The 24,842-nt window shown below is 49.0% G+C and carries 22 protein-coding genes and 1 other annotated feature; of the genes, 14 read left to right on the top strand and 8 right to left on the bottom strand.

Annotated features, from left to right (window positions below; genetic code table 11):
- Window positions 1-7: 7 nt before the first annotated feature.
- Complete coding sequence (gene yvfG, locus HAP68_RS16025) at window positions 8-226, bottom strand: protein YvfG (RefSeq protein WP_003151570.1); 219 nt, start codon at window positions 224-226, stop codon at window positions 8-10.
- 77 nt (window positions 227-303) lie between these two features.
- On the opposite strand from yvfG, the gene rpoN reads away from it, so the two are divergent.
- Window positions 304-1,614, top strand: coding sequence for an RNA polymerase factor sigma-54 (gene rpoN / locus HAP68_RS16020; protein WP_024085826.1), 1,311 nt, complete (start codon window positions 304-306; stop codon window positions 1,612-1,614).
- 37 nt (window positions 1,615-1,651) lie between these two features.
- On the opposite strand, the gene lutP is transcribed toward rpoN, so the two are convergent.
- On the bottom strand, window positions 1,652-3,328 hold the full coding sequence (lutP, locus tag HAP68_RS16015; RefSeq protein WP_014305865.1) for an L-lactate permease LutP: 1,677 nt from the start codon (window positions 3,326-3,328) through the stop codon (window positions 1,652-1,654).
- 205 nt (window positions 3,329-3,533) lie between these two features.
- On the opposite strand from lutP, the gene lutR reads away from it, so the two are divergent.
- The 5 genes from lutR (at window position 3,534) to HAP68_RS15990 (ending at window position 8,551) form a co-directional block, all read left to right on the top strand.
- Window positions 3,534-4,253, top strand: a complete 720-nt coding sequence (gene lutR / locus HAP68_RS16010; protein ID WP_024085825.1) for an L-lactate utilization/bacilysin biosynthesis transcriptional regulator LutR — start codon at window positions 3,534-3,536, stop codon at window positions 4,251-4,253.
- Window positions 4,254-4,283: 30 nt separating this feature from the next.
- The gene (locus tag HAP68_RS16005) at window positions 4,284-5,474 is read left to right on the top strand and encodes an aminotransferase-like domain-containing protein (protein ID WP_024085824.1); all 1,191 of its coding nucleotides are present in this window, start codon (window positions 4,284-4,286) and stop codon (window positions 5,472-5,474) included.
- A gap of 180 nt (window positions 5,475-5,654) precedes the next feature.
- Entirely contained in the window at window positions 5,655-6,371 is a 717-nt protein-coding gene (locus tag HAP68_RS16000) for a (Fe-S)-binding protein (protein WP_007613889.1), read from the top strand.
- Window positions 6,372-6,398: 27 nt separating this feature from the next.
- A complete protein-coding gene (locus HAP68_RS15995) occupies window positions 6,399-7,829 on the top strand; it encodes a LutB/LldF family L-lactate oxidation iron-sulfur protein (protein WP_003151579.1) in 1,431 nt (476 codons plus the stop codon).
- Entirely contained in the window at window positions 7,829-8,551 is a 723-nt protein-coding gene (locus HAP68_RS15990; protein ID WP_024085823.1) for a LutC/YkgG family protein, read from the top strand. Before HAP68_RS15995 ends, HAP68_RS15990 begins: the two co-directional genes overlap by 1 nt.
- 34 nt (window positions 8,552-8,585) lie before the next feature.
- Here HAP68_RS15990 and HAP68_RS15985 read toward each other — a convergent pair whose 3' ends face one another.
- The 3 genes from HAP68_RS15985 to HAP68_RS15975 form a co-directional block, all read right to left on the bottom strand.
- The gene (locus HAP68_RS15985; protein WP_003151583.1) at window positions 8,586-9,914 is read right to left on the bottom strand and encodes a GntP family permease; all 1,329 of its coding nucleotides are present in this window, start codon (window positions 9,912-9,914) and stop codon (window positions 8,586-8,588) included.
- Between the two features lie 26 nt (window positions 9,915-9,940).
- A complete protein-coding gene (gntK, locus tag HAP68_RS15980) occupies window positions 9,941-11,485 on the bottom strand; it encodes a gluconokinase (RefSeq protein WP_007407372.1) in 1,545 nt (514 codons plus the stop codon).
- A gap of 182 nt (window positions 11,486-11,667) precedes the next feature.
- Window positions 11,668-12,525, bottom strand: a complete 858-nt coding sequence (locus HAP68_RS15975; RefSeq protein WP_003151588.1) for a MurR/RpiR family transcriptional regulator — start codon at window positions 12,523-12,525, stop codon at window positions 11,668-11,670.
- 151 nt (window positions 12,526-12,676) lie between these two features.
- Here HAP68_RS15975 and HAP68_RS19665 point away from each other — a divergent pair, with 151 nt between their 5' ends.
- Window positions 12,677-12,805: a hypothetical protein gene (locus HAP68_RS19665; protein ID WP_254900093.1), complete on the top strand. Its 129-nt coding sequence runs from the start codon at window positions 12,677-12,679 to the stop codon at window positions 12,803-12,805.
- A 120-nt stretch (window positions 12,806-12,925) separates the two neighbouring features.
- Window positions 12,926-13,165 (top strand) — a binding site (T-box leader).
- A 61-nt stretch (window positions 13,166-13,226) separates the two neighbouring features.
- Entirely contained in the window at window positions 13,227-14,567 is a 1,341-nt protein-coding gene (locus tag HAP68_RS15970; protein WP_003151592.1) for an amino acid permease, read from the top strand.
- A gap of 34 nt (window positions 14,568-14,601) precedes the next feature.
- Here the strand turns inward: HAP68_RS15970 and HAP68_RS15965 are convergent, their stop codons facing one another.
- Entirely contained in the window at window positions 14,602-15,519 is a 918-nt protein-coding gene (locus tag HAP68_RS15965; RefSeq protein ID WP_003151595.1) for a DMT family transporter, read from the bottom strand.
- Window positions 15,520-15,616: 97 nt separating this feature from the next.
- On the opposite strand from HAP68_RS15965, the gene HAP68_RS15960 reads away from it, so the two are divergent.
- Window positions 15,617-16,495 carry a LysR family transcriptional regulator gene (locus HAP68_RS15960; protein WP_024085822.1) on the top strand — a complete coding sequence of 293 codons (879 nt, stop codon included), beginning with the start codon at window positions 15,617-15,619 and terminating at the stop codon, window positions 16,493-16,495.
- A 31-nt stretch (window positions 16,496-16,526) separates the two neighbouring features.
- Here HAP68_RS15960 and HAP68_RS15955 read toward each other — a convergent pair whose 3' ends face one another.
- Window positions 16,527-16,934, bottom strand: a complete 408-nt coding sequence (locus HAP68_RS15955; protein WP_003151600.1) for a hypothetical protein — start codon at window positions 16,932-16,934, stop codon at window positions 16,527-16,529.
- A gap of 275 nt (window positions 16,935-17,209) precedes the next feature.
- Between HAP68_RS15955 and HAP68_RS15950 the strand changes: the two genes are divergently transcribed.
- Window positions 17,210-18,217, top strand: coding sequence for an LLM class flavin-dependent oxidoreductase (locus tag HAP68_RS15950; protein ID WP_024085821.1), 1,008 nt, complete (start codon window positions 17,210-17,212; stop codon window positions 18,215-18,217).
- Window positions 18,218-18,252: 35 nt separating this feature from the next.
- Here the strand turns inward: HAP68_RS15950 and araR are convergent, their stop codons facing one another.
- Complete coding sequence (gene araR, locus HAP68_RS15945; RefSeq protein WP_024085820.1) at window positions 18,253-19,341, bottom strand: arabinose utilization transcriptional regulator AraR; 1,089 nt, start codon at window positions 19,339-19,341, stop codon at window positions 18,253-18,255.
- Window positions 19,342-19,596: 255 nt separating this feature from the next.
- On the opposite strand from araR, the gene araE reads away from it, so the two are divergent.
- The 4 genes from araE (at window position 19,597) to HAP68_RS15925 (ending at window position 24,837) form a co-directional block, all read left to right on the top strand.
- Window positions 19,597-20,991, top strand: coding sequence for an arabinose-proton symporter AraE (araE, locus tag HAP68_RS15940; protein WP_003151605.1), 1,395 nt, complete (start codon window positions 19,597-19,599; stop codon window positions 20,989-20,991).
- A 264-nt stretch (window positions 20,992-21,255) separates the two neighbouring features.
- On the top strand, window positions 21,256-22,290 hold the full coding sequence (gene cggR / locus HAP68_RS15935; RefSeq protein ID WP_003151607.1) for a gapA transcriptional regulator CggR: 1,035 nt from the start codon (window positions 21,256-21,258) through the stop codon (window positions 22,288-22,290).
- Window positions 22,291-22,323: 33 nt separating this feature from the next.
- Window positions 22,324-23,331, top strand: coding sequence for a type I glyceraldehyde-3-phosphate dehydrogenase (gene gap, locus HAP68_RS15930; protein WP_003151611.1), 1,008 nt, complete (start codon window positions 22,324-22,326; stop codon window positions 23,329-23,331).
- 321 nt (window positions 23,332-23,652) lie between these two features.
- Entirely contained in the window at window positions 23,653-24,837 is a 1,185-nt protein-coding gene (locus tag HAP68_RS15925; RefSeq protein WP_003151616.1) for a phosphoglycerate kinase, read from the top strand.
- Window positions 24,838-24,842 lie beyond the last annotated feature (5 nt).

The raw sequence follows: 24,842 nt of genomic DNA, 5'->3' as shown, positions 1-24,842 counted from the left end.
GGAAGGTTTATTTTGTTTCTCCGCGTTTTACTTTGTTGTACGCCTCATCCAAATGCTGAATTCTTTTGAGCACAACCGAGTTTTTCGTCAGCTGATCCTGTACAAGGGTTGAGACGACGGAGCGGTAATAGCTGTTCATCGCATGAATTCGGTCTTCATTCGGATTCATTTCAATGTGCTGTGTAAAGTTTTCAATAAAATAGGGAACAGAAAAAAGTTCTGACATCTATAAAGCAACTCCTTTTAATAAGTATATACGGTATGAAACCAATCATGTACAATGAAAAAAGGGGAGTGAGCATGATGGATATCAAACTTCAGCAAACACAAATGTTAAAGCCTCAATTAACGCAAGAGCTTAAACAGGCCATCACATTACTCGGATACAATTCCGCGGAACTGGCCGGATATATTGATGAGCTCTCACTGGAAAACCCTCTGATTGAACGAAAGGAAACAGACACGCCGCCACTATCTTACCATAAAACAAATAAAAACAGGATGAAAGAACGGGACGGAAGCCAGCAGATCAGACTTACCCGCAAAACGCTGCAGGATTCGCTCAAACAGCAAGCCTTAGACATGAAGCTGTCCGATGATGAGAAAAAAATTTTCAATTATCTGATACATTCATTGGATTCAAACGGTTATTTAAAAGAGGACATACCAGCCGCCGCCGACCATGTATCCGCTTCACAAGAGGAGACGGAAGCGGTTCTGAAAAAGCTTCAATCCCTTGAGCCCGCGGGAATCGGCGCCCGGTCTTTGCAGGAATGCATCCTTCTTCAGCTCCGCCGTCTGCCCGAGCGGAACGAACAGGCGGAATGGATTGCCGAAGCCTATTTTGAGCTATTTGCAAGAAAGAATTGGAAAGCGCTTACACAGAAAACGGGCATTCCGCTTAAAGACATTCAGGACATCGCTGACATGATCAGCGCGCTTGATCCGAGGCCGGGGCTCCGTTATGCGCATGAGGAGCCGGGTTTTTACGTAGAACCGGATATTTTCATCACGGTGAAAAATGGCATCATTCAAGCGCGGCTCAACAGCCGTTCGTTTCCTGACATCCAGCTTCATGCCCATTATCAGCCGCTCCTGTCAGCCGCCGGGTGCCGTGACACGAAAAATTATCTGTCGGCAAAATATCAGGAATGGCGCTGGCTGAACCGGGCTTTGTCGCAAAGAAAACAAACGATCACGAGAATTATCGGCGTCCTGACTGAACGGCAGGAATCCTTTTTTCTCACAGGAAAAAGCGGAATGCAGCCGCTGACCCTAAGAGAGGTGGCGGAAACGCTGGAGCTCCACGAATCAACGATCAGCCGGGCCATCAAAGGGAAGTACGTTCAGACGCCGTACGGACTGTATGAAATGAAAACATTTTTCTCGGCGAAAGCTGAATCATCGGGGGACGGCGGCGCCTCCAATTATGCCGTAAAAGCGCATCTGGAAGCATTGGTCCGTAAAGAAGATAAAAAGAAACCTTTTTCAGACCAAAAGCTTGCCGATCTGCTGCATGAACAATATGACATCCGAATCTCAAGGCGCACCGTCGCCAAATACCGTGACCAATTAAATATTCCGCCGTCATCGGCGAGAAAACGGTACAGCTGAAACCTCCCCGAGCCAAACCCCGGGGAGGTTCTCCGTGTTACGGGATCATCCATGAAAACAGATGATGCTGTAAAAATGTAATGAGACAGACGAGCAGAAGCAAAAACAGACTGTGCTTAATCGTAAAGCGGAAAAGGTCGGCTTCCTTGCCCGCCAGACCGACAGCGGCACAGGCAACCGCAATGGATTGCGGAGAAATCATTTTTCCGGTGACACCGCCTGATGAATTGGCGGCAACGGAGAGAACCGGGTCCATCCCGACAGATAGCGCCGTCACCTTTTGCAATCCGCCGAACAATAGGTTGGCCGATGTATCAGAGCCGGTAATAAATACGCCGAGCCAGCCAAGCACCGGCGAAAAAAAGGTAAACATCGCGCCCGTCATGGCAAGCGCAAGACCGAGTGTCGTGCTCATGCCGGAAGCATTCGTCACATATGCAAAGCCGACAACAGAAACAATGGTCACGACCGGAAGCGTTAACTCTTTCACCGTTTCTATAAACGCTTCGCCCCACGTCTTCCACGACATGCCGAGGGCGAACTTGGAGATGACGGCGGCAATCAGAATCGCCGTTCCCGCTGAACCGAAAAGCTCAAGTTTGTACACGGCTTCAATCGGCGTGCCGTCCGCCTGAAGAATCTGCTGATTTACAAATGGGACGGGAGGCGTGAAGGTCAATGCTTTCCCGGCTGCATTCAGCCAGGAAAGCCACATTGACGTTCCTTCATAATGACCGGTTAAAGCAGCCTTCACGCCGGGAATCCCCCAAACGGATATCATGGCCGTCAGAAGAAGGAAAGGAGACCACGCTTTAAACACCGCGGCGCCCCCGTACTTGATCGGCGCCCGGTCAGCGGCCGCTGCTGATTCCCGTTCTGCCGCGAAACGAAAGGCCGTTTTCGGTTTCCAAAATTTCAAAAATACAGCGAGTGCGGCCATGGAAACAAGCGCCGACAGCACATCCGGAAGCTCAGGCCCTAAAAAATTCGAGCTTGCGTACTGCACGGCCGCAAAGGAGACGCCGGAAACAAGAATGGCCGGCCATACTTCAAAAGCCTTTTTAAACCCGCTCATCAAAATGATTAAGTAAAGCGGAATAAAGACGGATAAAAAAGGAAGCTGCCGGCCGACCATTTGGGAAATTTCCATTGCCGGTATCCCGGTCGGACCTTCGACGGCGGTAATCGGAATGCCGATCGCACCGAAGGCAACGGGCGCCGTATTGGCAATCAGGCAAATTCCCGCCGCATACAGCGGCTGAAAACCAAGTCCGACGAGCAAAGCGGCCGAGATCGCGACGGGAGCGCCGAAACCGGCGGCGCCTTCTAAAAATGCCCCGAATGAAAAGGCGATGAGCAGCGCCTGCAAACGCCGGTCATCTGTAATTGAGAGCACCGAACTCCGGATAATCTCAAACTGTCCCGTTTTCACGGTGATTTTATACAGAAAGACCGATGTGACGATAATCCAGCCGATCGGAAGCAGCCCGTACACCGCTCCCTGAGAAGCGGACATCACCGCTTTTTCCGCCGGCATGCCGTAAACAAATACAGCGATTAAAAGTGAAACGGCTAACGTTAAAAGCCCCGCTATGTACCCCTTCATCCGTTTCACCGCAAGCGCCCAAAAAAAGAAGATAATCGGCACGAGCGCGCAAGCTGCCGATAAAAGCAAATTTCCCCCTAAAGGAGCGTACCCCTGTGTCCATTGCATCCCTAAAAAACCCCTCCTTATGTCATGTAAACGATTACTTTTTATGATAAGGTCATCTGATGACCGGGTTAATTAGCATTATATTTTGAAAGTTTTGAAAGTACAATACTTTTCTTGAACAAATTGTCTGAACCTGTCGGCAACACAAAAAAAGAAGTATAATAGACGATAAACATCAAGATTCACAAGTGACGGGGTGATCGCGTTGAAATATAAACAAATTAAAACGAAAAAAATCTACGAGGAAGTCGCTGACGCATTGCTGGAGAAGATAAAAGCGGGCGAGCTTAAGCCGGGTGAAAAGCTTGATTCCGTTCAGGCGCTTTCCGAGAGTTTTCAGGTCAGCCGCTCGGCGGTCAGAGAAGCGCTGTCGGCTTTGAAAGCGATGGGGCTCGTCGACATGAAGCAGGGAGAAGGCACATACATAAGAGAATTTGAGCCGTCTCATGTTTCCCAGCCGCTTTCTTCCGCCCTCTTGATGAAAAAAGAGGACGTCAAACAGCTGCTCGAAGTCAGAAAGCTGCTTGAACTCGGCGTCGCCGCCATGGCCGCTGAAAAACGCACCGAAGACGATTTACAAAAAATCCGCCAAGCTCTCATGGAGATGAAAGACATTGACGGAGACGAAGAATTGGGCGAAAAAGCAGATTTCTCCTTTCACATGGCGCTGGCGGAAGCATCACAAAACGGGCTGCTTAAGCATCTCATGAATCATGTCTCCGCGCTCCTTTTGGAAACAATGAGAGAAACGAGAAAAATTTGGCTGTTTTCTAAACGAACGAGCGTGCAGCGATTGTATGAAGAGCATGAACGCATTTACAGCGCCGTCGCCGCCGGAGACGCGGATGAAGCGGAAGCCGCGATGACGGCGCACCTGACGAATGTGGAAGAAGTGCTGGGGGCTTATTTTGAAGAAAATGTATAGAAGCTGACTTGTGAAAGGGGATAACATCACATGCAGGCCGAATCTTTTTTTTCTGACCATGTAAAGAAAGCTCTGACAAATGATCCTCCCGGGGAATGGATGCCGGCAGTTCCGAAAGCGTGCATCCCTCTGCATTCCGGCTATCCCGATCCCGCACTCGTTCCTGATAAGGAGCTGAAAGAAGCCGCCTCCCGCCTTCTGGATGAGGAGCGTGATCTGCCGCTGCATTATATAGGAAGCCCGAGGACGGCCGTTTTAAAAAAGCAGATTCAAGAACGGTTAGCCATCCGCGGCATTCACTGCCGGGACGATGAGCTGATCGTGACGTCAGGCGCCTGTCAGGCGATAGATCTGGCTGCGCGGGTTTTCCTCGATGAACAAACCGCCGCTGCCGTTGAAGCTCCGGTCTATATGGAAGCGCTCGAGATTTTTAAAAATTATACACCGCATATCATGAGCATTCCGACAGATCAAGAGGGTCTGCAAACAGAAACATTAGCGTTTATGCTTGAGGAAAGAAAACGAAAAGGGCTTCTGCTTCCCCGTCTTCTCTACACGATACCCGCTTTTCAGAATCCGGCGGGAACCGTAATGTCATCGAAGCGGAGAACCCGCCTGCTTCAGCTTGCCGAAACGTATGATTTTCTCATCTTGGAGGATGATGCATACGGCGAGCTCGGATTCACCGATATTCCGCCGCCCTTGAAAGCCATGGATCAAAACGGCGGGGTGCTGTACGCCGGTTCATTATCAAAAGTCATCGCCCCGGGTATGAGAATCGGCTGGATTGCAGGGGACGCCGCATTCATCACGGCATTGTCATGGTTAAAAAAAGACTTAGGCCACCCGTTTTCCCAAGCGGTGACCGCCGTCTATCTGGAACAAACGAATATTGAAGAACGGCTCGCCGCCTTGCGGGAAGCATATCGAAGCAAACGTGATGTTTTGCTCTCCGCATCAGCGCGATATCTTCCGGAATCCGCATCCTGGCACGTGCCTGAAGGCGGTTACTTTGTATGGGTGAAAGCGCCGGGGGCTGATACGTCCGCACTGCTGGCGAGGGCTCTGTCTCACGGCGTTTCCTATGTACCCGGAAAATATTTTTTTCCGCATCAGGAAGACGGTGCCGAATATCTCCGCCTGTCGTTCAGTTTTCCCGGTAAAGCCGCGATAAAAGAGGGTGTGCAAAAACTGGGACACCTGCTGAAAAACGGGATCTAGAGGAGCATGGGAAGCTTTCAGGCTTCTCTTTTTTTGCACCCTTCAGCGCATCAGGCGAAAGGATTTTTCAGAAAAACCTTCCAATCCATATTCAGAATAGTGTAGGATATTTATAGAGCTTTCCAAAAACAGGTCATCAGATGACCGGATCACATACTGAGGATGAAAGAGGGGTTCATCATGAAAGTCTCATTATTTGTCACGTGCCTTGTGGATATGTTTCAGACCAATGTCGGAAAGGCGACGGTTGAGGTGCTGGAACGGCTCGGGTGTGAGGTGGATTTTCCCGAGGGGCAGATTTGCTGCGGGCAGCCCGCATACAACAGCGGGTATGTGACGGATGCGAAAAAAGCAATGAAGCGGATGATTGCCGCGTTTGAAGAAGCGGAGTACGTCGTCAGTCCGTCAGGTTCCTGTACGACGATGTTCCGTGAATATCCGCATCTGTTTCAGGACGATCCGAAGTGGGCCGCAAAAGCGCAGCAGCTTGCGGACAAAACATATGAGTTAACGGATTTTATCGTCAACGTTCTCGGGGTGGAGGATGTCGGGGCGGTGCTGCATAAAAAAGCGACAGTCCATACATCGTGCCACATGACGAGGCTGCTCGGCGTGTCGGAGGAGCCGATGAAGCTTTTGCGCCATGTCAAGGGGCTCGAGCTGACCGCGCTTCCCGGAAAACACCAATGCTGCGGATTCGGAGGAACATTTTCTGTGAAAATGGCGCAAATCTCTGAACAAATGGTGGATGAAAAGGTCGCCTGCGTGGAAGACACGGAGGCCGAGGTGCTGATCGGGGCGGATTGCGGATGTCTGATGAATATCGGCGGGCGTCTTGACCGTAAGGATAAAAACGTCAGAGTCATGCACATCGCAGAAGTGCTGAACAGCAGATAAGACGAGAAACAACAAGGGGGTAAAATCATGGCGATGAAAATCGGTACCGCCGCTTTTAAAGAGCGGGTATCAGAAGGAATAGATAATGAGTTTATGAGAGGAGCCGTCTCCGGAGCGCAGGAACGGCTCAGGACAAGGAGGCTTCAGGCGGCCGAGGAATTGGGAAACTGGGAGGATTGGCGTTCACATGCGGAAGAAATCAGACAGCATGTGCTGGACAATCTTGATTTCTATTTGGAACAGCTCGCCGAAAACGTCGCCAACAGAGGCGGGCATGTCTTTTTCGCCGAAACGGCGGAAGAAGCGTCCTCCTATATCCGCGATGTCATCCGGCAGAAAAACGCCAAAAAAATCGTAAAATCCAAATCCATGGTGACAGAAGAAATCAATATGAACGAAGTGCTTGAGGAAGAGGGCTGTGAAGTCACAGAAACGGATCTCGGCGAATACATTCTCCAGATTGACGATCACGATCCGCCGTCACATATCGTTGCTCCCGCTCTTCACAAAAACAAAAAGCAGATCCGTGACGTGTTTAAAGAGAGACTCGAATACAAACAGACGGAAAAACCGGAAGAGCTCGTCATGCACGCGCGCAGCGTTCTCCGGAAAAAATTTCTCGAAGCGGATGTCGGCATCACGGGCTGCAACTTTGCAATCGCGGATACCGGATCGGTCAGTCTCGTGACAAACGAAGGAAACGGCCGCCTTGTGTCCGCGCTGCCGAAGACGCAGATCACCGTGATGGGAATGGAGCGGATCGTTCCTTCATTTTCTGAGTTTGAAGTGCTTGTCAGCATGCTGACGAGAAGCGCGGTCGGCCAGCGGCTTACAAGTTACATTACGGCGCTGACGGGCCCCCGGCAGCAAGGAGAAGCTGACGGGCCTGAGGAATTTCATCTCGTGGTTGTGGATAACGGGCGTTCCCGCATACTCGGCACGGAATTCCAATCGGTGCTGCAATGTATCCGCTGCGCCGCCTGCATCAACGTCTGTCCCGTGTACCGGCATGTCGGCGGACACTCGTACGGGTCCATCTATTCGGGTCCGATCGGCGCCGTCTTATCGCCTCTTCTCGGCGGATATGACGAATACAAGGAGCTCCCGTACGCATCTTCCTTATGCGCGGCCTGTACGGAAGCGTGTCCCGTTAAAATTCCGCTGCACGAGCTGCTGCTCAAGCATCGGCAGAACATTGTGGAAAAAGAGGGCAAAGCGCCGATCAGCGAAAAACTGGCGATGAAAGCCTTCGGGCTCGGCTCGTCATCCCCGTCCCTTTATAAACTGGGATCGAAATGGGCGCCTGCCGCCATGACGCCGTTTACGGAGGATGACAAAATATCAAAAGGGCCGGGGCCGTTAAAAGAATGGACGGCAATACGGGACTTCCCGGCGCCGCATAAATCGAGATTCAGAGATTGGTTTAAAGACCGGGAAAAACAAAAGGGGGAAGAATGATGATGAAAGGGACGGTTACACATCAGGAATCCTTTCTAAACCGGATCGCCGGAAGTCTGGGCAGAGAGCGCAGGAAATCAGGCGTGTCCCTGCCTGAATGGAAGTATCAGCCTCAATATCAAACGCATGCGGACTGTACGGAAGACGATCTTGTCACGATGCTGAAAGACCACTGCGTCAACATTCATACCGAACTGATCGAAACGGATGCAGCCGGGCTTTACGACGCTTTGCGCACGCAGGTGAACCGCTTTGAAGGAGGGCCTGTCATCATTCCGAAGGACAGCCGGTTTGAAATGTACGGCTTGCAGACCCTTATGACAGAAGAGTGGCCGGACGAAGGGATTCCCGTTTGGGAATGGGACGCGGAACAAGGAGCGAAAAATATTGAAAAAGCGGAACAAGCGAATGTGGGCATCACATTCAGCGAGATCACGCTTGCGGAATCAGCCACCGTCGTTTTGTATGCGTCAGAGCATGCCGGCCGTTCCGTCAGCCTGCTTCCGACCACCTATATCGCAATCATCCCGAAATCTTCCATTGTGCCGAGAATGACACAGGCCAGCGATATACTGAAACAGCAGATCAGAGACGGCGTCACCGTTCCTTCCTGCATCAACTATATTACCGGACCGAGCAACTCGGCCGATATCGAAATGGATTTGGTTGTCGGCGTCCACGGACCCGTTAAAGCCGCTTATATCCTTGTGAATGACCGATAAAAAACAAACCCCGGTTTGCGGCCGGGGTTTGTTTTTATATAAACGCGTTAATGATCATGATAAAACAGATCGCACTGACAGAAATAATCGTTTCCATCGCCGTCCATGTCAGGAACGTTTCTTTTACCGTCATTCCGAAATACTCTTTAATGAGCCAGAAACCGGAGTCATTGACATGTGACAGAATCAAAGAGCCCGCTCCCGTTGCCAAAACGAGAAGCTCGCTGCTGACGCCCGGCATGACAGATGCAATCGGAGCAACAATGCCGGCCGCCGTCATCATGGCGACAGTCGCTGAACCTGTGGCGACACGGATGACCGCCGCGATCGTCCAGCTTAAAAGAACGGGAGAGAAGCTTGAGTGCTTCGCCATGTCAGCGATATACGTGCCGACGCCTGAATCAATCAGGACGTTGTTAAAAGCGCCGCCGGCTCCGATCACAAGCAGAATGGAAGCGATCGGTCCCAGACAGTCATTGCTGAATTTTAAAATGCTTTCCCTGTCGAAGCCCTGATAAAAACCAAGGCTGAAAAAGGAGTAAACCGTGGCGATCAAAAGCGCCGTGACAGGGTCGCCGATAAATTTAAAAGTTTCATAGAGCGTGCTTTTTTCCGGAAGCGCAATTTCGGCAAGCGTTGCCATAAGCATCAGGATCACCGGTACCAATATCGTAAACAATGTATTTGCGAATCCCGGAAGCTTGCGTTTTTCATTCCGTTCAATAAATTGTTTTTTCAACAGTTCGGGAACGGGTTTATGAATGCGCTTACCAATCCATTTTCCGTAAAGCGGCCCCGCGATGATGGCAGTCGGAATACCGACGATTAAAGAATACAAAATCGTTTTTCCGACATTGGCGTGATAAATGCCGACAGCCGCCATCGCCGCCGGGTGGGGCGGAACCAATCCGTGCACGACGGAAAGTCCCGCAAGGAGCGGAATCCCGATCGTCACTAATGAAACCCCGGTTTCAATCGCAATCGTAAACAAAAGCGGCACGAGCAGGACGAAGCCGACCTGGAAAAAGACCGGGATGCCGACAATAAAAGCGACGGCCATCATCGCCCAATGCACTTTCTTTTTGCCGAAGCGGCCGATCAGGGTGTGGGCGATCCGCTCCGCACCGCCTGATTCAGCCATCATTTTTCCGAGCATCGTACCGAGGGCCAGCACGATCGCAAGCAGAGACAGCGTATTGCCGAGCCCGGTTTTCATTGAAGTGATAATGTCCGGCAGATTCATGCCCGTTGCGAAACCGACAAGGATGGATGTAATCAAAAGACTGATAAACGGATTTAATTTAGCGACCGTAATCAATAAGAGTAAAACGATAATAGCGGCAATGACAATAAACAGTAACATGACCTTTTCACCCTTTCAAAGAAGAATTAACGGCTTTGTTTGAGCTGAAATTCACTGATGACGTCAAATTCATCTTTGAGCTTGTCATACAGCCGCTCGTATAAGTAAAACAGCTCAATATATGTTTCGCTGTTTTTGACGTTCGGTTCATGGCGGTGCGAAATTCTGATCCAGTCCTGAACATCCTCGATCCGTTCCATTTCGCCAAGGCTGTGCAAAGCGAGAACGGCCGCTCCGAGCGCAGAGGCTTCGTAACTTTCCGGAACGAGGACTTCCCGTCCCATCGTATCGGACAAAATCTGCCTCCACAGCGGCGATCTCGCAAATCCTCCCGAAGCCCGCACGTCTTTTGCGGGGCCCGCCAAATCTCTCAATGCGACACCGATTGAAAAGACGCTCATGATGACGCCTTCCAGCACCGCTCTGATAAAATGCTCCCGTTTATGGCGGAGGCTGATGCCGAAAAACGTTCCGCGGGCATTCGGGTTCCAAAACGGCGCGCGCTCCCCTGATAAAAACGGCAGAAACAGCAATCCCTCAGAGCCTGCGGGCACTTTATCAGCAATATCAATCATTAAATCGTACGGATCAATGCCGAGCCGCTTCGCCGTTTCAACTTCCGGAGAAGCGAATTCGTCTCGAAGCCAGCGCAGCATAATGCCTCCGTTATTCGTCGGGCCTCCGATGACCCAATGCTTGTCAGTCAGCGCGTAACAGAATGTCCGCGCTTTTTCATCCGTAATCGGCGCATCCGTCACCGAACGCACGGCTCCGCTTGTTCCGATCGTAACGGCCACTTCGCCTTTGCCGATCGCGCCGACTCCCAGGTTGGCGAGCACGCCGTCATTTGCGCCGATAATAAACGGTGTATCCGCATGAATGCCCATCCGTGCAGCGATTTCCGGCGCAAGGCCGCGCAGCTGATGAGTGGTCGGCACAATGTCCGACAGCTGATCTTCCCGGATTCCGGCAATCCTGAGCGCTTCTTCATCCCAGGAAAGCGTATCTAATCGGAACAGTCCCGTTGCCGAAGCGATCGAATAATCGACGACATAAGTTCCGAAAAACTCGTGCAGAATATATTCTTTAATACTGATGAATTTGGCGGTTTTCGCGAATGTCTCCTTGTCCTGTTCTTTCATCCACACAATTTTGGAAAGCGGAGACATCGGATGAATCGGCGTACCCGTTCTTTTATAAATATCAAAACCGTTCATCTCTTTTAAAATCCGTTTTGATTGCTCGGCGCTGCGGTTGTCCGCCCAAATGATGCTTTTGGTCAGCAGGCCGCCGTTTTGATCGACAGCTATCAATGAGTGCATGGCGGTGCTGATGCCGATTGCAAGCAGATTGTCAGGACTCAGTCCGGCCTTTGTGACGGCGCCCCTGATGCTTCCGATCACCGCTTCCAAAATGTGCTCAGGATCCTGCTCGGCCCATGCCGGCTTTGGCTGTATTAAATCATAGTGAACCGAATGCTTGGCTAACACTTTGCCTCTTGGTCCGAACAGAACAGCTTTCGTACTGGTCGTGCCGATATCCAGACCGATAACAGCTTGGGTTTCCTTCATAATATATCCCGCCTAATCTGATTGAATAATAAGATAGATTTATAATGTATGCCCTTACAAAGTCAATTATAGGAATAATTTTTTTATAAATCAACGATGAAGAAGAAAAATTTTTTCATAAAATTGCCTCAATTCCCGCTGTATCGGCTTTCTCTCTTTTGAAAAAAATATTTAGAAAACGATTACAAACGTTTGTGCGCGATCATTTTTCTGATTTGCTGCAAGTTGGCGAGCGTTTTCTCCTGCCGCAGCCGGGCCGTGGCGAAATACAGTGTATCAATGACCGACAGCTGGGCAAGCCTTGCGGACATCGCCTCCGTTCTGAAAGCCGTCTCCCTTGTTGATGTATACAGCACAACGTCGGAAATCTGGGTGAGCGGCGACTTTTGGTAGCTTGTAATGCCGATCGTGCCGGCGCCGAGCGATTTGGCCGTTTTGACCGCGTCGAGCACGTCCTTGTTGCTCCCCGAATGAGAAATGCCGATGACTGCGCTTTCAGGACCGAGAAGACCCGCTGACATCGCCTGAAAGTGAGAATCCGTATGCGCGATGCAATTTATACCCGTACGCATAAATTTATGATACGCGTCAGTGGCGATCAGCCCGGAACCGCCGTTTCCGTAAAATTCGATTCTGTCTGCGCGGTGGATCATTTCTACCGCTTTTTCAACGTCGGCCGGATCTAATAATTGAAAGGTATCGGTCAGACCGGAAATGTTTGTGCGGAAAACTTTCCGGATGATGACTTCGATATCGTCGTCGGGGCTCATTTCTTCATGAATGTGCTGCACCGGCTCCTGAACGATCTCCTGAGCCAGCGCGATTTTTAAATCCTGATAGCCGGAAAAACCGAGCCGCTTGCACAGCCTGAAAATCGTCGCTTCAGAGCTTTTCGTTTTTTCGGCCAGCTGAATGATGGAAAGGTGAACCACGTCTTTCGGTTCCTTCACGATATGGTCTGCAATCGCTCTCAATTTTGGCGACAAACCTTTGCTGGCCGCCTGAATCTTCCCGATGCTGCTTGAATTCACAGGGGTCATACTATAACCTCCCTACTCGAATGTAAACGCATACTTTTATGATAAAGCAAGTTTCAATATAAGGAAAACAGAATTTTAAAATTGTTTTTTCAATTTTGTGTGTAAAAAAAGAGAAAAAGCCGCCGATGATAGAAAGTGAGGAGGCATCTGAATGAAAAAAGCATGGATTCTCGTCATATCATTCGGCATTGCGCTTGCGCTGTTTTTATACGCAAACACAAAGGTGAAAGCGGAAAGCATGGCGCCGGAAAGCAAAGCCTTGTGTCCGGATTTCAGCTGAAATTTCCGAATCACCGGGAAGGACAATAGACGGAAAAAATTAGTATTGACTTTGAAAATAGAAGACTGTATATTATGTTACTATATTCAGAAAATAAAAACTCAAGAGATTCATTTAACATAAAACACTGTGAACGGGAGCAGTAAGAGAATCCAGTCAGAAAAAGAGAGCCGCGGGTTGGTGAAACGCGGACTGATTGTTCTTTGAACTCGCCCGGAAGTGGCAGGGCGGAACGGAATTGTCGGAATATTCCCTATGTCCTAACGGCTGACCTTCGTTAAAAGGTTTTTAAGCTGGATTCCGGATATTCGGGATCAACAAGAGTGGTACCGCGGCTGCCTGAGGCACGCCGTCTCTTTTCCTAAAGAGGCGGCGTGCTTTTTTATGTGATGAACACTTTTTGCGAGAGGGCGTGTGATAGATGGAAAAGGACAAGCAAACGTTAAAACGGACGATGTCGTCCAGACACATTATGATGATGGCGCTTGGAGGCGCAATCGGGGCCGGGCTCTTTAAAGGCAGCAGCACGGCGATTGATGAAGCGGGGCCGTCCGTGCTGTTGGCCTACCTCCTCGGCGGAATCATTCTGCTGTTTATTATGCAGGGGCTGGCCGAAATGGCCGTCAGAAACAAACATGCAAGGACGTTCCGTGATTTGGTTCAGCAGTCTCTCGGTTCGTACGCTGCATACTTTTTAGACTGGATCTATTGGAAAATGTGGGTGCTCAATATTGCCGCGGAGGCGGTCGTAGCCGCCATTTTCATTCAATATTGGCTGCCGGAATGTCCGATATGGATACTGGCTTTGATCATTTCCATCGTGGTGACGGTCGTAAACATGCTTTCTGTGAAACTGTTTGCCGAGACGGAGTACTGGCTCGCGCTCATTAAAATTACGGTGATTGTCATCTTTATATTATGCGGAATTCTGCTATTATTTTTCTCATTCGGCAATCACACGGCGCCGGGGCTGTCTCATTTAACGGATCACGGAGGGTTTTTCCCGCATGGAGCGGGGGGCGTCATTACGGCGATGCTCGTCGTGATCTACTCATACGGAGGAACGGAAATCATCGGCGTCACGCTGGCGGAGACAAAAAACCCCGAAAAGGTGATTCCGAAAGCTGTCCGAAGCACGTTAACGCGGATTGTCGCTTTTTACTTGCTGCCGTTTTTCATCATCGTCAGCCTGATTCCTTGGAATCAAGTCAACAGCGTTCCCGAAAGCCCGTTTGTCATAGTATTTAAGATGATCGGAATTCCGGGTGCCGACCATATTATGAATGCCGTCATTCTTCTTGCGATTATCTCGTCTATGAACTCGGGACTGTACGGATCATCCCGCGTCTTATTTACGCAGGCTTCTGACGGCCGGGTGCCGAAAATCTTTTCAAAACTATCGAAGAAAAAGGTTCCTGTCTATGCGATTCTGACTTGTACGTCATTTTTATATGTAGGCGTCCTGATTTCTTTATTCGCAGGAAGCCGGACGTTTAATTATTTGATGGGTTCCCTCGGCTATACCGTGCTGTTCATCTGGCTGATTATCGGATTCGCCCATTTAAAATCAAGAAAACATTCAACAGAACAGCCGGCTTATTACGTCAAATGGTTCCCGTACACGACATGGTTCGCGGTGCTTGCGCTTTTGGCCATCCTGATCGGCGTAATTGCGACGACGTCCATCGTCATCACATGCATCACTGCGGCCATCTACCTGCTTATTACGGCTGCGTATCTCGTAAAAGGGAGACGTCAATAAATAAAAAAACTCTTGCCCAGCGGCAAGAGTTTTTTTAATGAACGGCCTTTTTTTCTGCGGCCAGAGCAGGTGTTTTCAGTTTCTTCGGTGTTATATTCACAAAACAAATGCTTGTGACGATCAGAAGCAGTCCGGCTAAAAGGCTGACGGTCAGCGGCTCATGCAGAAATATCGAGCTGACGACAATGGATATGAGCGGGATCAGGAAGGTGTAAGAGGCAACCTTGCTTGCTTCCCCTGAACCGACAAGCGTAAAAAAGGCGAGCCAGCCGAGTGCGATGACAAATACCGAAATGAACAGAAGGCTGAGAATGAACGGAGCTTTCCATTGAATCGCTGAAAAGCTTTCTGAAAAATGGCCGGAGCTGACAAGCAGCACGCCGCCGATCAGAAGCTGAAGAGCGACCATCCAGATAGAGTCCGCCCGTCCGCCCGTTCTTTTCACATATACCGTGCCGAGCGCCCAGCTGACCGCGGAGCCCAGAGCCAAAAGAATGCCGGCGATGGAAATATGGCCTCCGAAACCGGCTGCGCTGATGACGGCGACACCGGCAAAGCCCAGAATAAGACCGGCTATTTTTAAAGGATACATCGATTCCCCGAGCCACAGCCAAGAAAAAACGCCCATTAAAACCGGCTGGAAAAACACGATGGCTGAAAATAAGCCGGCAGGCAGGTAATTCAAGCCGACCGTTTGCAGGCCGTAAAATAAAGTAATATTTAAAATGGCAGAAATAAGATAGATCGGCCACGTTTCTTTAAAACGCAGCTTTTTAAAACGGGGCAGCGCCACCATTAATAATAGAAGTCCGCCGATCAGCGTGCGGATTCCGGCAAACAGAAGAGGCGGCGAATAGGCGAGCGCAGCTTTTGTCAGCGGCCAGTTAATTCCCCATACCGTGACTAGAAACGCCAGCATAAGAGCCGTCTGTATTTTCGAAAGCTGTTTCACGTCGTTCACTCCTTGTAGAACAATTCCATCATATGATACGGTAATCAGTAAGATAAATAAAATGAATCTTTTTTATAAGGAGCATAAGTAAAACGTTATGACGATTACACAACTGCGGGTTTTTGTTCAAATCGCTGAAACGGGAAGCTTTACAAAAGCGGGGCAGGCGCTGAATATGACACAGCCCGCCGTAAGCCATGCCATCTCGGCGCTTGAGTCAGAGCTCGGCATCAAGCTGATCATCCGCGAGCGCCGCAACGGCGTAAGGCTCACGGACACGGGCGGAAAAATTCTCGTTCATATCAGAGAGGTGCTCAAAGGCATAGAAAAAGCCGAGCAGCTGGCGGCCGCGGAAAGAGGGCTTGAACAGGGAACGATTCACATCGGCACATTTCCGGCCGCTTCCGCTTATTTCATTCCAAAACTGATCAGCATGTTTAAAAAACGGTATCCGAAACTTGAGTTGGTGCTTCATGAAGGAACGGTTAACGAAGTAAAGGAATGGCTCCGCTCCCGGGTAATAGATGTGGGGATCACTCTTTTTCCTACGGAAGACATGGAATATCTGCCGCTGAAAAAAGATAAAATGGCCGTCGTGCTTAGAAATGATCATCCGCTTTGCAGCTGTGAGTCAATTACTCTGAAAGATCTAGACCGCCAGCCGATGATCATCTGTGACGGAGGATACGAATCACCGTTTATTGATATGTTTAAGGAGGCAGGGTCTGTGCTGACTGCCGCATTCACTGTTTACAACGTCAATACGTCCATCAGCATGATCAAAGAGGGGCTGGGAATAGCGATATTATCACAAATGTCTATGTCCGGAATATCGCTGCCGGAAAATGTCGTGACAAGGGAACTCAATCAGGCGGTGTACCGTGATGTTCTGCTTGCCGTTCCTTCTGTAAAAGAGGCTTCATTGGCGGCAAAACTTTTTATTCAAATCGCGCAGGAGCTCACAAAGAATGAATAAAAAGACCCTAATGATCTTAGGGCCCTGAATCTTATCGGTTAATTTTAAAAGAGTTTGTCGTATTGACAAGTTTTGAACCGCTGAACGTAGCTTTGACACGATAATAACCTGTCTTGCATCCTTTTAAAGAGAATGACTTAGTCACCCTTACTGAGAAAGAAAAGGTTGTTTTTTTGCAAGTCGTCCATTTCTTTCCGGACTTTCGCTGTAAGTATAGGTTTCCTTTAAAGGTTCGATCTGACGGATACGCTGTACTGAGAGTGAAATCGACACTTTTCGCTTTTTTCGTGTAGTAGGAGGCATCGGTAAATCCGCTTACATTTAAATGCTGCTGAGTGCCGGAATAAAAGTCTGCGGCATATGCCTTATCGGTGTTTCCGGTAAAGAAGATTGCTGCCAGTAAAGCTGTTGTGAGTGCCATTAAGATTTTTTTACGCATATAGACTATGACTTCCTTCCTATTCAATATATGACATATGTTAACATTATTGGTTCTGTTCTTTCAATGATATCTTTTCATTTTTATATCATTCTAGGCTCTTCATATCTGAATGTAATAGATTCATTCATACAGAGTTCACTAGTGACGACCGCTGACTGATTGTTCGAAGATCATCGAATCAAATTGTTTAACTCACGGGAAAAGCTGTGGTAAGGTGTGTGGTAGAGACCTTGTTTAAGATCTGCTTACACTAAACCATAAAGGAGAAAACGATGGCTGAACATACATTGAAAGATACTGCGTTTTCCGTATTGAATTTATCGCCGGTCGTACAGGGGGGAACGGTTGCTGAATCGTTCCGTAACAGTATGGATTTAGCGCGCCGCGCCGAGGAGTGGGGCTATAACCGCTATTGGCTTGCGGAGCATCATAATATAGAAGGAGTCGCCAGCTCGGCAACGGCGGTGCTGATCGGTCACATCGCCGGCGGCACGAAAAAAATCCGCGTCGGTTCAGGGGGCATTATGCTGCCGAATCATTCGTCACTTATAATCGCGGAGCAATTCGGAACCCTTGAAACGTTATATCCGGGGCGGATTGACCTGGGGCTCGGGCGTGCGCCAGGAACCGACCAATTAACGGCGAGGGCCTTAAGAAGAAACATAAACAGCGGGGAGGATTTCCCGGAGCAGCTTGAAGAATTGAGAAATTACTTCAAACCGTCAGGCAATGTGCGCAATCAAGTCCGCGCCATTCCGGGCGAAGGGCTGGACGTGCCGATCTGGCTTTTGGGATCGAGCGGCTTCAGCGCGCGTCTTGCGGGAGAGCTCGGGCTTCCGTTCGCCTTTGCGGCTCACTTCTCACCGAAAAACACCGTGCCCGCCCTTGAGCTGTACCGAAGCTCCTTCCGTCCGTCAGACGTACTGGATAAACCGTACGCGATGGTCGGCGTCACCGTCATTGCCGCCGATACGGATGAAAAGGCGGAGCATCTGGCGACATCGCATTATCAAAGATTTTTAGACCTCGTCCGCGGCACGCCGAACCAGCTGAAGCCTCCTGTTGAAGACATGGATCAAATCTGGTCGCCGTATGAAAAAGCGATGGTCAATGAACAGCTCAGTTCAACGATCGTCGGCGGACCGGAGCGTGTGAAGGAAAAGCTGGAAAGCTTCATCCGGACAACACAGGCGGATGAAATCATGGTGAATTCAGAAAGCTTTGAGCATGCCGACAGAATGAGATCATTTGAGATCATCGCCGAATTAAAAAACAGCTGAGCAAAAAAAGCAATGTGCCGCGCACATTGCTTTTTTTATTCGCCGATCCGCCTGACGGAATTTCGGATGACGAGTTCCGGTTCATACACGACGTCATCCTTCTTCGGTTTTTTATGCTCTAAGCAGTCGATGACGTATTTTGCCGCCGCTTTCCCCATAATGGATTTCGGATGCTTGACAGAGGTGAGCTTCACCTCGGAAATCTGGGCGAAATGTGAATCATCATAGCCCATGATTGACACGTCATCAGGCACCTTTAAGCCGAATTCTCTGAGAAGATTAATCGTCTTCAGCGCAATTTCATCATTATAACAAAGAATGGCCGTTGGGTATGATCCGCTGTTTTGCTCAAGGGTATGCTTAATTTTTTGAAGAAGCACGGTTTCTTTTTCTTCAGTCGTGTAAGTCACGATCATGTCCGGAGACGGAAAAATCCCGCGCTCCCGGTGCGCCTGAAGATAGCCGTTCATCCGTTTGACGCCCTGCGTGTCATCCGCTTTAAAGATTCCCATAATGTGCGTGTGGCCGAGGGACATGACGTATTCGCAAGCCATCATACCGCCTTTGACATCATTGACGGAAAAGCTCGGTGCGGCCAGCTCCGCATAAGAGGCGTTAATCATGGCAAACGGAATGCCGTTTTTCTCCAGGTTGAGATAGTAGCCGATGTTGGGCGTCTGCAGCGCGCTTTTCGTAGGCTCGACAATCAGCCCGTCTATATTTTTGGACAGCAGGTTTTCAAGGCCCCGCCGCTCACTTTCTGTATTGTTGTTGGTGCTCGTCAGCAGCATGGAATAGCCCTGTTCGCTTAAATAAGATTCAATTCCCCTGATGATGCTCGGGAAAATATAGTCTGATATGTACGTTGTAATGACACCGATCGTTTTGTTTGAATGCATGGCTGATTTCGCCGTGCGTGAAGCGACAAAGGTGCCTCCGCCCTGAACGCTGTACAGCAGCCCCTGCGAGATCAAATCTCCGATCGCCTTTCTGATGGTATGGCGGCTGACCCCGAACTGCTGCATCAGCTCATTTTCCGTAGGCAGCTTTTCGTCCGGCTGTAATTTTCCCTGATTCAGCCATGAACAAATTTCTTCTTTTACTTGAGCATATTTCGGTAGCATATCAATTCCTCCAAAATGTATACGGACAAATTCCAGTATAACATAGTAAGCCCTTTCATCAAGCTGTAAAAATAATTGACAGATTATGAAAAACTGCTTATTCTTTATTTGTACGTACTAATTTTCCTTATTTTTAGATAAAATTCTTTATAAGTACGTACAAATGTGGCGGTTCTGAAGAAAACAAAGCAACTCAAGCGCCGCACTCTGTTTTGTAAGCGTTTTTATTCTATTATTCGCGGGAGGATAAAATTCATGAAGAATCACCCGGCACCAATTGGCTCAAATGTACCTGTCACTCGGCAGCATTCGAAGTGGTTTGTCATTCTCATCTCATGCGCGGCCGGACTGGGAGGGCTTTTGTACGGTTATGATACGGCGGTGATTTCCGGCGCCATCGGTTTCCTGAAAGATTTGTACCGCTTAAGTCCTTTTATGGAAGGGCTCGTGATTTCAAGCATTATGATCGGCGGTGTTTTCGGCGTCGGAATTTCCGGATTTTTGAGTGACCGGTTCGGACGGAGAAAGATTTTGATGGCAGCGGCGCTGTTGTTTGCGGTGTCAGCGGTTGTCTCTGCGCTTTCTCAAAGTGTGTCTTCCTTAGTGATCGCCAGAGTCATCGGCGGTCTGGGAATCGGCATGGGCTCCTCGCTTTCTGTCACGTATATTACAGAAGCCGCTCCGCCGGCCATACGCGGCAGTCTTTCCTCACTGTATCAGCTGTTTACGATATTAGGGATCTCCGGCACTTATTTTATTAACCTTGCCGTCCAGCAGTCCGGCTCGTATGAATGGGGGGTGCACACCGGCTGGCGGTGGATGCTCGCTTACGGCATGATTCCGTCCGTCATCTTTTTTATCGTGCTGCTTATCGTGCCGGAAAGTCCGCGCTGGCTTGCGAAAGCGGGGCGCCGGAATGAAGCCCTCGCCGTGCTGACGCGCATTAACGGCGAGCAGACCGCGAAAGAAGAAATCAAACAAATCGAAACGTCTTTACAATTAGAAAAAATGGGTTCATTGTCTCAGCTGTTTAAACCGGGGCTGAGAAAAGCGCTTGTGATCGGGATTCTGCTGGCTTTATTCAATCAGGTCATCGGCATGAACGCAATTACGTATTACGGGCCGGAAATTTTCAAAATGATGGGCTTCGGACAGAATGCGGGGTTTATCACGACATGCATCGTCGGTGTCGTTGAAGTGATTTTCACCATTATCGCGGTTCTTTTAGTTGATAAGGTAGGCCGGAAAAAGCTGATGGGGGTCGGATCTGCCTTTATGGCGCTGTTCATGATCTTAATCGGGGCATCCTTTTATTTTCAGCTGGCGAGCGGTCCGGCTTTAGTCGTCATCATATTGGGATTCGTCGCCGCTTTCTGTGTATCAGTCGGGCCGATTACGTGGATCATGATTTCGGAAATCTTTCCGAACCACCTCCGCGCACGCGCCGCCGGTATTGCGACGATATTCTTATGGGGGGCCAACTGGGCGATCGGCCAGTTCGTGCCGATGATGATCAGCGGGTTGGGGCTCGCGTACACCTTCTGGATATTCGCCGTCATTAATATTCTCTGTTTCTTGTTTGTCGTGACGATCTGCCCTGAGACGAAAAATAAATCATTAGAAGAAATAGAAAAACTCTGGATAAAATGAAAGCGTTTTACAACAAAAGTCCGCTCCGGCGGGCTTTTGTCTGTCACCTTCATTCCGTTTCTGTATATAATGACTGTATCAAGGAGATACTGGTAAATCCTGCGAAGAATGTCGAGGAATTGACCTTTAACAGTTGAATTAACAATGTCATCCTGTTAAAATAATTAAAGAAAGCAGACATAATTTTTTTTGGCTATGATGGGACGTTTTTTGTCATAGCGGGACATTTTCTGTCCAGTATGAATAGGAAGGAACGTTTGAGTCATGAACCAGTTAATACAAGCTCAAAAAAAATTATTGCCTGATCTTTTGCTTGTGATGCAGAAAAGATTTGAAATCTTGCAGTATATCAGGCTTACAGAACCGATCGGCCGCAGAAGTCTTGCAGCCAGTCTCGGATTGACCGAGCGCGTTCTCAGAAGCGAGGTTCAGTTCTTAAAAGAACAAAATCTCATCGATATTAAAACAAACGGCATGACAATGACGGAAGAGGGCTATTCACTGCTTTCGATTCTGGAAGATACGATGAAGGATGTTTTAGGATTGACGCTTTTGGAAAAGACATTAAAAGAGCGGCTCAATCTGAAAGACGCTATTATCGTTTCCGGAGACAGCGACCAATCTCCTTGGGTCAAAAAAGAATTAGGGAGAGCGGCCGTTGCATGTATGAAAAAGAGATTTTCAGGCAAAAATATCGTCGCTGTAACCGGCGGTACGACAATTGAAGCCGTCGCCGATATGATGACGCCGGATTCAAAAAACCGCGAGCTCCTGTTTGTGCCCGCAAGAGGCGGTTTAGGCGAAGACGTGAAAAACCAGGCGAACACCATATGCGCGCATATGGCGGAAAAGGCTTCAGGCACTTACCGGCTTTTGTTCGTTCCCGGCCAGCTGTCACAAGGCGCCTACTCATCTATTATTGAAGAGCCTTCCGTAAAAGAGGTGCTTCACACGATTAAATCAGCGAGTATGCTCGTTCACGGAATCGGCGAAGCTAGAACAATGGCGGAGCGAAGAAACACGCCTTTGGAAGATTTGAAGAAAATAGATGACAATCATGCGGTGACAGAGGCATTCGGCTACTACTTTAATGCGGACGGAGAAGTCGTTCACAAGGTGCATTCAGTCGGAATGCAGCTCGATGACCTCGATGCCATTCCCGACATTATCGCGGTAGCGGGCGGATCATCAAAAGCAGAAGCAATCGAAGCTTATTTTAAAAAGCAGCGAAACACGGTTCTCGTCACGGACGAAGGAGCCGCAAAGAAGTTATTAAGGGATAACAGTCCCTCAATATAAATATCTCTCACTTATTTAAAGGAGGAAATAATCATGGCAGTAAAAGTCGGTATTAACGGTTTTGGTCGTATTGGACGTAACGTATTCCGCGCAGCATTAAACAATCCTGAAGTTGAGGTAGTAGCAGTTAACGATTTAACAGACGCTAACATGCTTGCTCATCTTTTACAATATGATTCCGTACACGGAAAATTAGATGCAGAAGTTAAAGTTGACGGCAGCAACCTTGTTGTTAACGGCAAAACAATCGAAGTTTCTGCTGAGCGCGATCCTGCGAAACTCAGCTGGGGCAAACAAGGCGTTGAAATCGTAGTTGAATCTACTGGTTTCTTCACAAAACGCGCAGACGCTGCGAAACACTTAGAAGCAGGCGCGAAAAAAGTTATCATCTCTGCACCTGCTAACGAAGAAGATATCACAATCGTTATGGGTGTTAACGAAGACAAATACGATGCGGCTAACCACCATGTTATCTCTAACGCATCTTGCACAACAAACTGCCTTGCGCCGTTTGCAAAAGTACTTAACGACAAATTCGGCATCAAACGCGGTATGATGACAACTGTTCACTCTTACACAAACGATCAGCAAATTCTTGATCTTCCGCACAAAGACTACCGTCGTGCGCGTGCAGCAGCTGAAAACATCATTCCTACATCAACTGGTGCTGCTAAAGCAGTTTCCCTTGTTCTTCCTGAACTGAAAGGCAAACTGAACGGCGGAGCTATGCGTGTGCCGACTCCAAACGTTTCTCTTGTTGACCTAGTTGCTGAACTTAACAAAGACGTAACGGCTGAAGACGTAAACGCAGCTCTTAAAGAAGCGGCTGAAGGCGATCTTAAAGGAATCCTCGGCTACAGCGAAGAGCCATTAGTATCCGGAGACTACAACGGCAATGCTAACTCTTCTACAATCGATGCTCTTTCTACAATGGTTATGGAAGGCAGCATGGTAAAAGTAATCTCTTGGTACGATAACGAAAGCGGCTACTCTAACCGCGTTGTTGACCTTGCAGCTTACATCGCAAAACAAGGTCTTTAATTCATAGCTCCCGGAAAGGGCCGGACTTGGTTCTTTCGGACAGAAACGCTATAATGAAAGCGGACAAGGGAAGGGGACGGACTCCCTTTCCCTTTTTCCATGAGAACCGGCTTTCAGAAAGCGCCGGATTGCTGCAGAACGTCCGCGTTTTGAAGTTTCCGCGGCACTTTCGTTTTCTGAGCCGCCTGCCCTGGCTCAGAAGACGATCTGCCCCGTGCCCGGAAGCTGCAATCTGCCCCGCGGCGGAAGCATCATGAGGCGGTTTCACGTTTCACGTTTTTCGTGCTATGCAAACCATTTTGAAGGAGGATCTCCTAAGGCATGAATAAAAAAACAGTAAAAGACATCGACGTAAAAGGCAAAGTCGTATTCTGCCGCGTTGACTTTAACGTTCCAATGAAAGACGGGGAAGTAACAGACGATACTCGTATCCGAGCTGCGCTTCCAACAATCAAACACCTTGCAGACCAAGGCGCGAAAGTCCTTCTTGCGAGCCACTTAGGCCGCCCGAAAGGCGAAGTGGTTGAGGAGCTTCGTTTAACTCCTGTCGCTGCACGCTTAGGCGAACTGCTCGGAAAAGAAGTGAAAAAAGCGGATGAAGCTTACGGCGATGCTGTAAAAGCACAAATTTCTGATATGAAGGACGGAGACGTTCTTGTATTGGAAAACGTACGTTTCTACCCTGGTGAAGAGAAAAACGATCCTGAGCTTGCTAAAGCATTTGCTGAGCTTGCGGATGTATATGTCAATGACGCATTCGGTGCTGCCCACCGTGCTCACGCATCTACAGCCGGAATTGCCGAGCATCTGCCGGCGGTTGCAGGATTCCTGATGGAAAAAGAGCTTGACGTTCTCGGCAAAGCCGTGACAAATCCTGAGCGCCCGTTTACGGCAATCATCGGCGGCGCGAAAGTAAAAGACAAAATCGGCGTAATCGAAAGTCTGCTTGATAAAGTGGACAACCTGATCATCGGCGGAGGTCTTGCTTACACATTCGTAAAAGCGCTTGGCTATGAAGTCGGTAAATCTCTTCTTGAAGAAGATAAAATCGAACTTGCAAAATCATTCATGGACCGCGCGAAAGAAAAAGGCGTTAAATTCTATATGCCGGAAGACGTTCTCGTTGCTGATGATTTCTCTAACGATGCAAACGTTCAAATCGTGCCGATCTCTGAGATCCCAAGTGATTTAGAAGCGATCGACATCGGAACGAAAACCCGCGAAACGTACGCTGAAGTTATCAAAAACAGCAAACTTGTCGTATGGAACGGACCTATGGGCGTATTCGAAATCGACTTGTTCGCTCAAGGCACAAAAGCAGTGGCTGAAGCATTGGCAGAGGCAAACGATACATACTCTGTCATCGGCGGAGGAGACTCTGCGGCAGCCGTTGAAAAATTCGGCCTTGCTGACAAAATGAGCCATATCTCAACAGGCGGCGGCGCATCCCTTGAATTCATGGAAGGCAAAGAGCTTCCGGGTGTAGCTGCGCTGAACGATAAATAAAAACT

The organism is Bacillus sp. Bvel1 (assembly GCF_014872755.1).
Lineage (GTDB): Bacteria > Bacillota > Bacilli > Bacillales > Bacillaceae > Bacillus > Bacillus velezensis.
This window is presented reverse-complemented; position numbering and strand designations above follow the sequence as displayed.